The 13,189-nt window shown below is 41.0% G+C and carries 15 protein-coding genes and 1 pseudogene; 11 read left to right on the top strand and 5 right to left on the bottom strand.

Features of this window, described 5'->3' with window-relative positions; translation table 11 throughout:
- Positions 1-79: 79 nt before the first annotated feature.
- The gene (locus K6V21_RS07490; protein WP_224321403.1) at positions 80-1,252 is read right to left on the bottom strand and encodes a PAS domain-containing sensor histidine kinase; all 1,173 of its coding nucleotides are present in this window, start codon (positions 1,250-1,252) and stop codon (positions 80-82) included.
- Positions 1,253-1,424: 172 nt separating this feature from the next.
- Here K6V21_RS07490 and ahcY point away from each other — a divergent pair, with 172 nt between their 5' ends.
- A complete protein-coding gene (ahcY, locus tag K6V21_RS07485; protein WP_224321402.1) occupies positions 1,425-2,843 on the top strand; it encodes an adenosylhomocysteinase in 1,419 nt (472 codons plus the stop codon).
- A 113-nt stretch (positions 2,844-2,956) separates the two neighbouring features.
- Positions 2,957-5,467 (top strand): YfhO family protein, encoded by a 2,511-nt coding sequence (locus tag K6V21_RS07480; RefSeq protein ID WP_224321401.1) that lies wholly within the window; start codon positions 2,957-2,959, stop codon positions 5,465-5,467.
- 182 nt (positions 5,468-5,649) lie between these two features.
- Here the strand turns inward: K6V21_RS07480 and K6V21_RS07475 are convergent, their stop codons facing one another.
- From K6V21_RS07475 to K6V21_RS07465, 3 genes are all read right to left on the bottom strand, one after another.
- A complete protein-coding gene (locus tag K6V21_RS07475; RefSeq protein ID WP_224321400.1) occupies positions 5,650-6,141 on the bottom strand; it encodes a DUF4890 domain-containing protein in 492 nt (163 codons plus the stop codon).
- A gap of 111 nt (positions 6,142-6,252) precedes the next feature.
- Positions 6,253-6,957 (bottom strand): response regulator transcription factor, encoded by a 705-nt coding sequence (locus tag K6V21_RS07470; protein ID WP_224321399.1) that lies wholly within the window; start codon positions 6,955-6,957, stop codon positions 6,253-6,255.
- Positions 6,954-8,267 (bottom strand): sensor histidine kinase, encoded by a 1,314-nt coding sequence (locus K6V21_RS07465; RefSeq protein ID WP_224321398.1) that lies wholly within the window; start codon positions 8,265-8,267, stop codon positions 6,954-6,956. Before K6V21_RS07465 ends, K6V21_RS07470 begins: the two co-directional genes overlap by 4 nt.
- 130 nt (positions 8,268-8,397) lie before the next feature.
- Between K6V21_RS07465 and K6V21_RS26670 the strand changes: the two genes are divergently transcribed.
- The 9 genes from K6V21_RS26670 to K6V21_RS07430 all read left to right on the top strand — a co-directional run bounded on the left by K6V21_RS26670 (position 8,398) and on the right by K6V21_RS07430 (position 11,835).
- Positions 8,398-8,523: a hypothetical protein gene (locus K6V21_RS26670; protein WP_258771314.1), complete on the top strand. Its 126-nt coding sequence runs from the start codon at positions 8,398-8,400 to the stop codon at positions 8,521-8,523.
- A gap of 127 nt (positions 8,524-8,650) precedes the next feature.
- The gene (locus K6V21_RS07460) at positions 8,651-8,797 is read left to right on the top strand and encodes a hypothetical protein (RefSeq protein ID WP_224321397.1); all 147 of its coding nucleotides are present in this window, start codon (positions 8,651-8,653) and stop codon (positions 8,795-8,797) included.
- Positions 8,798-9,098: 301 nt separating this feature from the next.
- The gene (locus K6V21_RS07455; RefSeq protein WP_217715503.1) at positions 9,099-9,278 is read left to right on the top strand and encodes a hypothetical protein; all 180 of its coding nucleotides are present in this window, start codon (positions 9,099-9,101) and stop codon (positions 9,276-9,278) included.
- Between the two features lie 133 nt (positions 9,279-9,411).
- Positions 9,412-9,606 (top strand): hypothetical protein, encoded by a 195-nt coding sequence (locus K6V21_RS07450; RefSeq protein WP_224321396.1) that lies wholly within the window; start codon positions 9,412-9,414, stop codon positions 9,604-9,606.
- A 191-nt stretch (positions 9,607-9,797) separates the two neighbouring features.
- Positions 9,798-9,968, top strand: a complete 171-nt coding sequence (locus K6V21_RS07445) for a hypothetical protein (RefSeq protein ID WP_224321395.1) — start codon at positions 9,798-9,800, stop codon at positions 9,966-9,968.
- 191 nt (positions 9,969-10,159) lie between these two features.
- Positions 10,160-10,291 carry a hypothetical protein gene (locus tag K6V21_RS26665; RefSeq protein ID WP_258771313.1) on the top strand — a complete coding sequence of 44 codons (132 nt, stop codon included), beginning with the start codon at positions 10,160-10,162 and terminating at the stop codon, positions 10,289-10,291.
- Between the two features lie 118 nt (positions 10,292-10,409).
- The gene (locus K6V21_RS07440; RefSeq protein ID WP_224321394.1) at positions 10,410-10,574 is read left to right on the top strand and encodes a lactobin A/cerein 7B family class IIb bacteriocin; all 165 of its coding nucleotides are present in this window, start codon (positions 10,410-10,412) and stop codon (positions 10,572-10,574) included.
- A gap of 27 nt (positions 10,575-10,601) precedes the next feature.
- Positions 10,602-10,748, top strand: a complete 147-nt coding sequence (locus K6V21_RS07435; protein ID WP_224321393.1) for a hypothetical protein — start codon at positions 10,602-10,604, stop codon at positions 10,746-10,748.
- A 94-nt stretch (positions 10,749-10,842) separates the two neighbouring features.
- Positions 10,843-11,835 (top strand): S8 family serine peptidase, encoded by a 993-nt coding sequence (locus K6V21_RS07430; RefSeq protein WP_224321392.1) that lies wholly within the window; start codon positions 10,843-10,845, stop codon positions 11,833-11,835.
- Positions 11,836-11,900: 65 nt separating this feature from the next.
- Here the strand turns inward: K6V21_RS07430 and K6V21_RS07425 are convergent.
- A pseudogene (locus K6V21_RS07425) lies at positions 11,901-13,159 on the bottom strand (AAA family ATPase).
- Between the last annotated feature and the right edge of the window lie 30 nt (positions 13,160-13,189).

The following is a 13,189-nucleotide window of genomic DNA, read 5'->3' as shown; positions in this document are numbered from 1 at the left end:
TCTCTGGCAGCCCTTCAAAGAACAAAGAACCTGCTCTCTAAAGTATGAAAGAGAGCAGGTTCTTTGGTTTATAATATCTTTAAGTCATCGGCAGCGTAAAGTAAAACGTCGTCCCTATTCCTTCTCCTGAACGTACCCAAATACGTCCACCCATCCGTTCCACCAGCATACGAGAAACTGTCAGTCCCAGTCCGGTCCCCTGCGCAAAGTTATTAATCTTACCGAAACGTTCGAATATCTTAGCTACCCGATTGGCCGGAATACCGATACCCGTATCTTTGACATAGAATTGTACGACATTTCCCCGAAGCTGATAACCGAAGTGAATCTCTCCGGACGGAGTAAATTTAGCGGCATTACTTAACAGGTTCATCAACACCTGCATGATTCGCATCCTATCTCCGATAACATATAGATTCTTGTCGACATCATCCAGTACCAGTTTCACACCCTTATTAACTTTCATCCGATGCCTTTCATATTCTTCAAGACAGGCTGCATACACATTTACTTTCTCCTTAACAAACCCCAAAGAACCCGCCTCCATAGCGGACAAATCCAGAATATCATTAAACAGACACAACAGCAATTCTGAATTCTGCTCGATAATATTGCAGTAATCATCCTTGTCTCCATCATGCCCCGGATCAATAACCAATCTTGAGAATCCTACAATCGCATTCAGAGGCGTACGAATCTCATGACTCATATTTGCAAGGAATGCCGATTTCAAGCGGTCGGATTCTTCAGCTTTTACACGGGCAGCGGCTAACTCACGCTGTGCATTTTCCCGGCTCGTCACGTCCCGGCACATACACAACAAGTATTTATCTCCCAGTGGACATACCAGATTCTCGTAATGATGTGTCTCACCTTCAAACTGTAACGAATGCTCCCCTATACTGGGGAAACCGGTACGCACCACTCTTTCCATATTAGCACGAATCTTACGATATTCTGATTCCGGCACTATATCCTTCAAGTTAGGATGCGACTTATCTTTACCGGACAGACCTTCCACGTGATTGGTATCAGGAGAAGAAAGTAGTTCTATGTAGTCCAGATTACGATCAAAAACCGTCAACATATCAGGGATAGCCTCCAGTATTTCCTTACCATATTTCTCACGGAAGCGTTCTGGCTCTTCATCCGGACAAGGATCGGTCAGCAGGGAGCGGCTTGCCAGCTGTTCTTCCAGTTCCCGGATTATCTCCAGCAGTTCTTCTTTCGTTTTATCTTTATAATCCCTCATTTCAAGGTAGATATGTTGTAGAGTGTTATTTTAGGGGAGCAAATATAACATATCTTTTCAATTATATCAACATATATTGCAGGCTTTTATTTAAAAAAAACCAATAGCTTTTGTCCTACTAATCAGAATGTTCTATCTTTGCATCACTTTTTATTTTAAATCATTGATAGATATGTCTAAAGAATTATTCTCTACTCTGCCCTACAAGGTGGCAGACATTACGCTTGCCGACTTCGGTCGCAAGGAAATCGATCTGGCAGAACAAGAAATGCCCGGCCTTATGGCTCTTCGCGAAAAGTATGGAGAAACAAAACCGTTGAAAGGTGCTCGTATCATGGGTTCCCTGCACATGACCATCCAGACGGCGGTACTGATTGAAACCCTCGTGGCACTGGGTGCCGAAGTACGCTGGTGCTCATGCAACATATATTCGACTCAAGACCATGCCGCAGCTGCTATTGCCGCAAGTGGAGTACCTGTATTTGCCTGGAAAGGCGAAACGTTGGCCGACTACTGGTGGTGTACGCTTCAGGCACTGAACTTCCCCGGTGGTAAAGGCCCTACGGTAATCGTTGACGATGGCGGTGACGCTACCATGATGATACATGTGGGATATGAAGCCGAAAGCACTGCTTCTATCCTGGACAAAGAAGTCCATGCAGAAGATGAAATAGAACTGAATGCAATTCTGAAGTGCGTACTGGCCGCAGATCCTACTCGCTGGCAACGTGTAGCAGCCGAAGTACGTGGTGTTTCCGAAGAAACGACGACAGGTGTACATCGTCTGTATCAGATGCAGGAAGAAGGTAAATTACTGTTCCCGGCATTCAATGTAAACGACTCTGTAACGAAATCCAAATTCGATAACCTCTACGGCTGCCGCGAATCTTTAGCCGATGGCATCAAGCGCGCTACGGATGTAATGATTGCCGGTAAGGTAGTGGTAGTCTGCGGATATGGTGATGTAGGTAAGGGGTGTTCACATTCCATGCGTTCATACGGTGCCCGCGTACTGGTTACGGAAGTAGACCCGATTTGCGCTCTGCAAGCCGCTATGGAGGGCTTTGAAGTAGTAACCATGGAAGAAGCCTGCACACAAGGCAATATTTTTGTTACCACCACAGGCAATATCGACATTATCCGTATCGACCACATGACGCAGATGAAGGATCAGGCTATTGTCTGCAACATCGGTCACTTCGACAATGAAATCCAGGTGGATGCTCTTAAACATTATCCCGGTATCAAATGCGTTAACATCAAGCCACAGGTAGACCGCTATTATTTCTCTGACGGACACAGCATTATTCTGTTAGCTGATGGTCGTCTGGTGAACTTGGGTTGTGCTACCGGACACCCGTCATTCGTTATGAGCAACTCATTCACCAACCAGACATTGGCTCAGATCGAGTTGTTCAACAAGAAATACGAAACCGGTGTTTACCGTCTGCCTAAACACCTCGATGAGGAAGTAGCACGCCTGCACCTTGAGAAAATCGGTGTAAAGCTGACGAAGCTTACTCCCGAACAAGCTGCCTATATAGGCGTGAATGTAGACGGGCCGTATAAGGCCGAACACTATCGTTATTAATAACGAAATGAAGAATGAAGAATGAAGAATGAAGAATTACCATGCGGCATTACAGCGCAGCCAATTCTTCATTCTTCATTCCTCATTCTTCATTTCATAAAAGCTCCGTTTTTATGAAGAAGCTCCTCCCTGACCTTCTGGTCATCTTTATGTTTGCAGTACTTTCATTCGCCTATTTCTTCCCGGCGGATATAGAAAACCGCATTCTTTTTCAACATGACACGGCTGCCGGTGCAGGTGCCGGACAAGAAGCAACTCAGTATCGCGAAGAAACCGGTGAGTATACACGCTGGACTAACTCTCTGTTCGGTGGTATGCCGACTTATCAGATAGCCCCCAGCTACGAGTCAACCCAACCGTTAACCTGGGTACAGAAGGTCTACCAACTATTTTTGCCTACGTATGTCAACCTGACATTTATCCTGATGCTCGGCTTTTTCATCCTGTTGCGTGCATTCGGTATACCTACATGGTTGGCAGGATTAGGTGGATTAATGTGGGCATTCTCATCCTACTTCTTCATTCTGATATCTGCCGGACACATCTGGAAGTTTATCACGCTGGCTTATATACCACCTACAATAGCAGGTATCGTACTGGCTTACCGGGGTAAATACCTGGCAGGAGGCATTGTTACAGCACTGTTCATTGCCCTGCAAATTCTGTCGAACCACGTACAGATGAGTTATTACTTCCTGTTTGTCATCCTCTTCATTGCAGGAGCCTACTTTGAAGATGCATGGCGCAACAAGACCTTACCGCAATTCTTCAAGGCAAGCGGCGTGCTTGTGGTAGCTGCACTGATTGGCATATCCGTCAATCTGTCGAACCTGTATCACACTTATGAATACAGCAAAGAAACCATGCGCGGCAAAAGCGAGCTCGTAGAAACCGGTGACGCCGCCAAACAGACCAGTAGCGGACTGGACCGTGACTATATCACCCAATGGAGTTATGGTATCGGCGAAACCTGGACCTTATTAGTGCCCAACTTTAAAGGTGGTGCTTCCGTTCCTCTCGCTCTGAATGAGACAGCCATGGAAAAAGCCAATCCGACCTATGCCGGCCTCTACCAGCAACTGTCCCAATACTTTGGTAACCAGCCTATGACGTCAGGTCCTGTATATGTAGGTGCTTTTGTACTATTCCTTTTCATCCTGGGCTGCTTCATCGTCAAAGGTCCATTGAAGTGGGCATTGATCGGCGCCACATTCTTCTCCATTGTTCTTTCATGGGGTAAGAACTTCATGCCACTGACAGATTTCTTCATTGATTATATACCCATGTATAGTAAATTCCGTGCAGTATCATCCATCCTCGTTATTGCTGAATTTACCATTCCACTACTAGCTATCTTTGCTCTGAAAAAGATTCTGGACGAACCGGAGGTATTGAAAAAGAAGATAAAGTTCGTTGGTATCAGTCTGGCACTGACTGCCGGTGTAGCTTTGATATTAGCCGTGATTCCAGGAGCTTTCAGTTCAACTTTCGTCCCCGCACAGGAAGCGCAGATGTTGCAGAATGCAGTCAATCAGCAGATGATTCCTGCAAATGAGCTATCCGGCATCCTTTCCAACCTGGCAGAAATGCGTGCTGCAATGGTAAGCGCCGACGCACTGCGTAGCTTCATTATCATTGTAATTGGCTGCGTGTTGCTGTGGCTTTACTACAGCGGAAAACTAAGAAAGTCGTTCGTAATTGCCGGTATCGCTATTCTCTGTGTAGCAGACATGTGGAGTGTCAACAAGCGTTATCTGCACGATGACCAATTCGTCCCCCGTTCTGCCCAGGTTGACACCTTTAAGAAAACGCAAGCTGATGAAATCATCCTCCAAGACACTGACCCGAATTACCGCGTATTGAGTTTTTCCGGAGATGCATTCAGCGAGAATAAAACTTCTTACTGGCACAAGAGCGTAGGTGGATATCACGCAGCCAAACTGAGACGTTATCAGGAAATGATTGACCATCATATTTTACCCGAAATGCAGGCAGCCTATCGGAATATTGCTACCGCAGGTGGTGAGATGGACAGTGTGGATGCTTCCAAGTTCCGCGTTCTGAATATGCTGAACACGAAGTATTTCATCCTCCCTGCCGGACAAGGGCAGACAGTTCCTATCAAGAATCCGTACGCTTACGGCAATGCATGGTTCGTCAACAATGTGGAGTACGTGGACAATGCCAACCAGGAAATTGATGCCCTGAACACCATATTGCCAACAGAGACTGCCGTAGTAGATGCTCGTTTCAAAGATATTCTGAAAGGTATTACCACTGCCCATAAAGACAGTCTTTCCAGCGTGCGTCTGACAAGTTACGAACCGAACCGTCTGGTTTATGAAACGAATAATTCTAAAGACGGCGTCATCGTATTCTCCGAAATCTATTACCCGGACGGCTGGATAGCCACCATTGACGGAGAGCCTGCCGACATTGCCCGTGCAGACTATATCTTACGCTCTATGTACGTCCCTGCCGGAAAGCACACCATTGAAATGCGCTTCGATCCGAAGAGCCTGCATGTAACGGAAGGCATCGCTTATGCAGCACTGGCTCTGATGGTGATAGGTATTATGATAATGGTGATTGTATATAGAAAGAAGCTGAGCAAGAAGCAGTAATCATTCGACCCTATAAAAATATATTTCTCTTCTTAATAAGAGAAAGGCTTTCGCCCCTACTAATTTGCACAATCACAAATTGGTAGGGGCGAATTATGCAAAAAGAAAACCGTCCCCTCCCCTCACGGGGGTGGAACGGCACAGTCAATAATACATGAAAAAACGCTATTTAGAGAGAGTCTCTACAGATTTGGTTTGTGAGGATGATCCTGTGGCTGGGGTGGTTCTTGTGGTTGGCACATTTCCTGCCACTTAGCGTATTGCTCCGTCGTCAGGATTTTCTTGATCTTCTTTTCCTTCTTGGCAGCAGCTTTCTGCATCTTCTCCACATTGTCCTTTCCCATTGCAGGACGTTCACCCGGAACTCTCATCGGCGGACGACCACCGCCCATTCCGGGACGCCCTCCCATTGAAGGACGCTGGCCGCTTCCTCTTTCAGCCATGGTTGCAAAATGTTCTTGTTGTTCCTTCAGATTCAGTTTGTACAGCTTGTCATATTGCTTGTCTGTCAGTTGCAGTTCTTCTTTCATCCGGTCCGTCATTTTACGGGCGGCCTTTTCCGGTGAGGGAACTTCACGAGGCAATTGCTTCTTTTCCTGTTCCTGCGCTTGCATGCAGACCAGTCCACACAACAGACATACAGCTAATAACCATAATCTTCCGGTACTTTTCATTTTGCGTCATTTTTTTTATTACGATGCAAATGTAAGGGAGAGAAAGAAGAGCTGAAAATAAAATCTACGAAAGGGGAGGTTTTGTCGACGGAATAGCCAAATAAGGAAACGCTATATGCAATCCAACAGCATCATAAATCCTACCCCTCTCACTGTCTTTATTTCGACACAGGGTTCATCTTCCAGATACTTTCGTATTTTACTCATAAATACATCCAGACTGCGTGACGCAAAGTAATCATCCTCCGTTTCCCAGAAACGGCTGAGTATAGCACTTCTATTCACCGTTTCGCCTCTATTTTCATAAAGCAGATGTATAATCTTCGCTTCCCTGATGGTCAATACTTTGATAGAACCGGTTTTATCATTCCGCAAGTTAGCATGCTTGGTGTCCAGCAAATATTTACCCATCCTGCAATGGTCGGTTTCATTACGCGACTTTGCCCCTTCCTTCATTCTAAGCAATGAACGAATATGAGCATCCAGTTCATCAGGAACAAAAGGTTTCTTTACGTAGTTGTCCACTCCTATATCGTAACCTTTCGTCACATCCTTCGGCGAGCTCATGGCCGAAGCGAACAGAATAGGTGTATTGCCATCCGTTTCACGGATACGTGCCACCATTTCATAACCATCCATTACCGGCATATCCACATCGGACATAATGATATCCGGATGATGTTCTTTCCATGCCTTCAGCCCTTCGGCGCCATTGGTTGCCGTAAAAACTTCATATCCCCCAATAATTTCCTGCAATCCGCTTTGCACAATATAAAGCAAAGTAGGATCGTCTTCTACAACCAATAATCTAATCATAAGTCATTCGTCTTTAATGGTATATATAAGGTGAATTCACTGAATTCCTTTTCTATGCTATTCACTGTCACGCTTCCCTCATGAGCCTCCATCACCTGATAAACGTAATTTAGCCCCAATCCGAAACCTGCTACTTTGCCAAGTCTGGAACGTTTAAAAGCCGAAGCACGTTCAAACTTCTCAAAGATATGTTTTACATCTTTTTCTGAGATACCAATACCGTTATCACGTACTTTAATAAGAGTATGGGTAGCATTATTAAGCGAACTTATACTTATATCAACCGTCTGGTATGAATATTTAATAGCGTTATCTATCAGATTACTGATAGCCTCTTTCAGGTACTCTTCATCACCATGCACCTCTTCTGCCTGCAAATTTAAAGTGAAATGTAGCGGTTTGGCACACTTAGCGGAGAACTTCTCTATTAAGTCTTCTACCATAGGCTTCAACTGAAATGTAATTTTAGCCATTTCCAGTTTATGGCTCTCCAACTTAGAAATGGTCAGAACCTTATTTGCCAAATTTAGCAAATGTCCTGTCTCATCCTCTATAATACAAAAATATCGCTCCCTTAGTTGAGGAGTGCTCTCCGTCTTGCCACTATGCAAAAGACTTGTACAAGCCAAAATGGAGCTAAGAGGAGTTTTCATATCATGTATCATGGCATAAGAGAAGTCTTCACGAACTTTGGCAATCTTGTCCTGACGGATGATAATCTTGATCTGGTAGATGATACAGGTGATTACCATTATCATCATGATGGCGGTTGCTATCATTAAGAGACCCATACGTTTGAAGATAGTCCAATAAGGATTTATTATGATAGCTTGAACGCTTTGCGATTCGTTTAACCTGATAGGTATTATTTGAGTTTTTATAACTCCCATTATAGGAATAGAGGAAGATCCCGTAGTCTCTACAATTATGGGATTAGCATTTGTTCGCATGCGATTAATATATAAATCTGTATTGATGCCTTTTTTATATAATAAGCTACGATATATAGAATCAATATCAGATATTTTCACATCAAGATTAAACTCCAGAAAGCTTTCTATCATATAAGTACACTCAGGCAAACTGCGAGAATCGCTATTAACAGGAGCTCCAAATACTTTAGTCCCCTTTGGCAGATTAGCAAAATTTAAAGACGCAGCATTATAAACCGCTTCTTCAAAAAGACGATTTCCTTCATCTACTATATTCTTCTTCAAAATAGAATAGGTGTTATTAAGCCACACTAATTGTAATAACAATATAGCTATTAGTCCAACAACTGTTACTATTTTAATATGTACAACTTTCATTCTACTATTTTGAGTGCAAATATAATAACAAATTCACAATATTAGATAACATACAGATAACATTTTTATTCCGATTAATGCAATAACTTTGCACCAGATTAATAAAACAATAAAAAATAAACGAAACATTATGGAAACTACATTTTATGAATTAAGCATTGAAGAACAAAAACAAATTTATGGCGGTGAGCAAAGACTCGTCGGTTTTAAACAGTTAGAAAATGGAGAGTGGGTTAAAGTTTATGCTACTGTTTAATTAGGCAGACTAATCAGAAAGAGGATTAACATAAAAATAACAAAGCTATAACATATTCCCCAGAACAAACCGTTTAACTTTGCAACATCAATCAATAAACAAAAGAAACAATTTTAAAAAAGCAAGTATGGAAAACAAGAAGCATCTAAACGACCTGGATGTTTGGGAAACCAAACAAATCTTAGGAGACTCCAAGGTTTGTACATTATATAATGTATCGAGTGAATTCTTCAGAACAGAGCAAGGTAACATTAACATAGCGATAACAAAGTAATAACATAAGTAGAGAAACAAACCACTTATCTTTGCAACATCAATTAAGAAACAAAGTAATAAACTAAAAAAAGAAGAGAGTTATGGAGAGCAAGAGATTTTTAAACTTTAATACCCGTTCGAGAGATTGCCCGAATCATTAAATGCACTAAGCAACCCTCAACAAAACAACAAGAATTAATTAACATAACGATAACAAAGCAATAACATAAGCACTGAAAGAAACCGCTTAACTTTGCAACATCAACAAGAAACAAAAGAAATATTTATAAACAATTTAACAACTAAAAAAAAAAATTATTATGAAGACAAACACAATTAAAGCGCTCAGCGCAAATGAACTGAGAAATGTAAATGGCGGATGCAGCAACTGTCAAATGAACAAACTTTTTAAAGGAATATATGGAGAAAACAATCCTTTCTTTCCTACCGACGATACCTGTCATACGGATATGGGCAAAAATTTCTCCAACCACATTTAATTATTAACCTAATGATAACAAAACAATAACACAACCACAGTTATAAAGCACTTAACTTTGCAATATCATACAAATGCAAAAACATATTACAAACAATTAATTAATAAGTAGAATTATGAAAACAAACACAGTTATGAAAAAGCATGAAAAGTACATGGTAAAACCATTGAATGAAAAAGAACAAGAAAATGTGAACGGTGGCATATGCATCTGCGGAATGACCGTATATGATGAGACGAATGGCATCCCTCCACATGGTCATTGTCCGGGAAAGCCAGGAATCTTCGAGCAAATATTTATAAATAAAGACTTCGTATCCTGTTTCTAAAGGAGGATATAGATGACATAACAACACAAGACACATAGTAAACCATGAAAGCATTAACATTAGAAGAATGCATCAATACGTATGGTGGCTGTTACAACTACAGCGAAGAAACGAGTATAATCAGTGTATTTGTAACGCCCCATACTTACCAAAAGTATTATAAGTATTAACATAAAAAATCAAACACAGTTATGAAAAAGAATGAAAAGTACATGGTAAAACCATTGAATGAAAAAGAACAGAGAAACGTATCAGGAGGATTCGCTCAAAACGGAAATCGCCCCATCATTAATCCGAGCACAGGTCTCCCCGATGTTTCTAAAGAGTTGGATAGTCTGAAAGATTTTACCAAATGGTATTGATCAGGCAATTCCATAAAAAAGATTATATTAATAGCAATAAAAACAAAGAATTATAGAAAATCCAAATGAGAATGCATCGGTGCAAGAAATGAATCTATCTGACATAACTGTAGCAATGTATTTATCACTTTAGCAATAGAGATATTACAGAACATTTTTGATGCTATTATTAAACAATAAAACAATATTTTATGAAAACAAATATATTGATCAAAGAACTAAATTCAAAAGAACTATTAGAAGTCAAGGGAGGAGCTATAGAAGTAAAAATTTTAAGCACTATTTTAGCTTTCATCAAAGGTGATTTTTCTCCTCAGCTATAAGGTTACAAAAAATGCAGAAAAAGTGAAAGGAGTAATTTTTTTTAGAAAACACTCGATTATATCTTTTAGTATAACAATTTTAAAATTATCATATTATAAACATTAAAAAACAAAAGACATGAAAAATTTAAATGAGAATGCAATGATGCAAGAAATGAGTTTACAAGAAATGCAAGAAGTAAATGGTGGAAAAGCTGTTGGTTGGGGTGCTGTACTTGAGTACATAGATGAACATTGGACAGATATAAAAAAAGGAGTAAGTGATGCTTGGAATGGAATTTAATTGTATAATGATTAAAAAATAAATTACATGGAAAATAAGATGCTAGTAACAGAATTATCTGTTAATGAAATGATTGAATTGTACGGTGGCAAACCTTCTTCAGAAACTTCTTTAGCCTATGATATTGCATGGTATGTTACAACAGGGGTAAAATGGGTCGCTGATTTATTCTAAACTTGTAATTAATTAGAATAATATTTATATTTTTGTCATCGCTATAATGTTTTATAGCGATGACAAACTGTTTTAAATTCAATATTATATATCAATGAAAAGGTTTATTTATACTATTATCATTGTGTTATCGATTATCGGTATAGTCTTTTATCAAATCATAACAGATCCTTACTATGTCAGGATAGGCAGTAGAGTCTATTCAAAGCCATTGAACTTAGTAATGCATCGCGACTTTGATGCATTAAAATTAAGTGGCAAAGGAATAAAGATAGGCGTACTTGATGCGGGGTTTGGCGGATTCAAGACAAATAAATGGCTTCAAAATATGGAGGTAGCCGACTATAAAAACTTCGTAGAGCAGGATACCATTGCATTCTTTAAGGACAAGGAAGATCATGGCACAAAAGTATGTATCAATATTGGTGGAAGAATGGGTGCTGATACAATCAAGGGACTGGCCTATAACGCTCAGTATTATTTGGTAAAAGTTGATATTACGGAGGAAGAGCCAAGAGCAGATGAACAGCGAATGATGGACGGCATAAAATGGCTGTTAGAACAAGATGTTGATGTAATTACAGCTTCTGTAGCTTTCACCACATTTGACGATTTTAAAGGATATACACCAACAATGTTGGACGGAAAAAGCTCAAAGATATCTCACTTTGTAGATAGTATATTGAGCGAAAAGCCAAACCTTGTGTTTATTCAGTGTGCAGGGAATGAAGGCGGCAAAGAATGGAACTATATTTCTTTTCCGGGAGATGTGAGGGACGTAATTACTGTGGGCTCTTGCAATGATACGGGAGAAAAAAGATATCATTCAAGTGGAGTTGGGGTAGAGAATTGCAACTATGTAAAACCAGATATTGTAATGGATGCACATCCCATAGGAACTTCCTTTTCTACGCCGACAATAACAGGTTTATGCGCTACTATATTGGAGCATAAAAGAATAAATAGAGCATCTTTGATTTCTATTTTACATGAGTCCGGCTCCAACTCTAACAGTCCGAATAGAGAAATAGGATATGGAATGCCAAAGTGTGAAGAGATAATTAAACGATTAAATGACCAATATTAAAAATGGCACGTTGATTAATAGTTGAAAAGACACACACCTTCAACAAAACAATTTTCAAATAAGATTCAAGGAATCTCGTTGAGCCAACGGCTGATGTTGCGTTCTTCGGCGCTGAACTCCACACCGAGCTTTATCACTTCGCGTCCATCCGCCTGATAAAGTATCAGGTAGCCTTTTTCGTCAATCTGTTTCAAGGCACAAGAAAATCTACAAAGCCATAGCGTACTTCATCATTAGGAAACTCCAACAAGTAGTTGCGGAAACGCTCATCAAAACCCTTTATTGTCAGATAACCGCTCTGATAAATCAGCGGAATAGGATTGTTGGAATCTACCCGATACTCGGAGAATACGGAAGCAGGTGCTTCAATGCCATCAAGCAAGGTGCGCAAGTCATATTCCGTTTTCTGCAACATTTCAACAAGAAAAGTCGGGGTACCGGTCTGAAACCAATAACTTCCCAGCTCCATATTGCTGAATGCATTCAGAACACTGAACGGATTGAACATACCTTCTCCTCTCGGGTGGAAATGATAGCCGTCATAGTTTTTAGTCAATGCATCCACCATTTCGTCAAATGTGAGATTGTTGATCTCTCCAAAATGCTCTATTTCCGGGACGAATATCTTGCACAACTCCTCTTTCGTAATACCGCACACGGTAGAATAGTAATAATTCATGCTGATATCCTGCAACTGGTCCAAATCACCGAATACACTGACTTGCGAGAATTTCGTGACTCCCGTGAGGAAAGCGAAACGCAAGTACCGGTCGGCACTTTTCAGAACACCGTAAAAGGCTTTCAGGGTTTTACGATAGTCCTCCAGCAGGCCGTCATTGCCGAGGGCCTGTAGCAATGGTTTGTCATATTCGTCAACCAGAACAACCACATTGCATCCGGTTTGCTCGCTGGCACGGCGAATGATGCCGGAGAAGCGGCCGGAAAGAGTATTTTCATCAATTCCTTTACCATATTGAAGTTCCCATTGGCTTAGTTGACGACTGAGAATATCATACAACCGCTCCGATGAATCATACTTTTCCGCATTTAAATCCAAATGCAGCACAGGATGCTTTTTCCATTCCGTCTCCATTTCTTCGACGGCAAGCCCTTCAAAGAGTTCCTTTCTTCCTCTGAAGTAAGCCTCAAAAGTAGAAAGCAACAGGCTCTTGCCGAAGCGGCGGGGGCGACTAAGGAAGTAAGGCTTACCACTATTGGCTATCTTCCATACAAGGGCGGTCTTATCCACATACAGATAATTGCCTGTCCGTATATCTTCAAAAGTCTGTATCCCGATAGGGAGTTTACGAAGCATATCATTCATCACCATAGTTTTTCCTTTTCAGTGGTTCAA

This window comes from Bacteroides cellulosilyticus, assembly GCF_020091405.1.
Taxonomy (GTDB): domain Bacteria; phylum Bacteroidota; class Bacteroidia; order Bacteroidales; family Bacteroidaceae; genus Bacteroides.
The sequence above is the reverse complement of the archived record's forward strand: the minus strand, read 5'-3'. Positions and strand labels throughout refer to the sequence as shown.

Coding starts and splice junctions, on each gene's coding strand:
- K6V21_RS07490 (WP_224321403.1), bottom strand. CDS start 1,252: ATGAGGGATTATAAAGATAAAACGAAAGAAGAACTGCTGGAGATAATC.
- ahcY (WP_224321402.1), top strand. CDS start 1,425: ATGTCTAAAGAATTATTCTCTACTCTGCCCTACAAGGTGGCAGACATT.
- K6V21_RS07480 (WP_224321401.1), top strand. CDS start 2,957: ATGAAGAAGCTCCTCCCTGACCTTCTGGTCATCTTTATGTTTGCAGTA.
- K6V21_RS07475 (WP_224321400.1), bottom strand. CDS start 6,141: ATGAAAAGTACCGGAAGATTATGGTTATTAGCTGTATGTCTGTTGTGT.
- K6V21_RS07470 (WP_224321399.1), bottom strand. CDS start 6,957: ATGATTAGATTATTGGTTGTAGAAGACGATCCTACTTTGCTTTATATT.
- K6V21_RS07465 (WP_224321398.1), bottom strand. CDS start 8,267: ATGAAAGTTGTACATATTAAAATAGTAACAGTTGTTGGACTAATAGCT.
- K6V21_RS26670 (WP_258771314.1), top strand. CDS start 8,398: ATGGAAACTACATTTTATGAATTAAGCATTGAAGAACAAAAACAAATT.
- K6V21_RS07460 (WP_224321397.1), top strand. CDS start 8,651: ATGGAAAACAAGAAGCATCTAAACGACCTGGATGTTTGGGAAACCAAA.
- K6V21_RS07455 (WP_217715503.1), top strand. CDS start 9,099: ATGAAGACAAACACAATTAAAGCGCTCAGCGCAAATGAACTGAGAAAT.
- K6V21_RS07450 (WP_224321396.1), top strand. CDS start 9,412: ATGAAAAAGCATGAAAAGTACATGGTAAAACCATTGAATGAAAAAGAA.
- K6V21_RS07445 (WP_224321395.1), top strand. CDS start 9,798: ATGAAAAAGAATGAAAAGTACATGGTAAAACCATTGAATGAAAAAGAA.
- K6V21_RS26665 (WP_258771313.1), top strand. CDS start 10,160: ATGAAAACAAATATATTGATCAAAGAACTAAATTCAAAAGAACTATTA.
- K6V21_RS07440 (WP_224321394.1), top strand. CDS start 10,410: ATGAAAAATTTAAATGAGAATGCAATGATGCAAGAAATGAGTTTACAA.
- K6V21_RS07435 (WP_224321393.1), top strand. CDS start 10,602: ATGGAAAATAAGATGCTAGTAACAGAATTATCTGTTAATGAAATGATT.
- K6V21_RS07430 (WP_224321392.1), top strand. CDS start 10,843: ATGAAAAGGTTTATTTATACTATTATCATTGTGTTATCGATTATCGGT.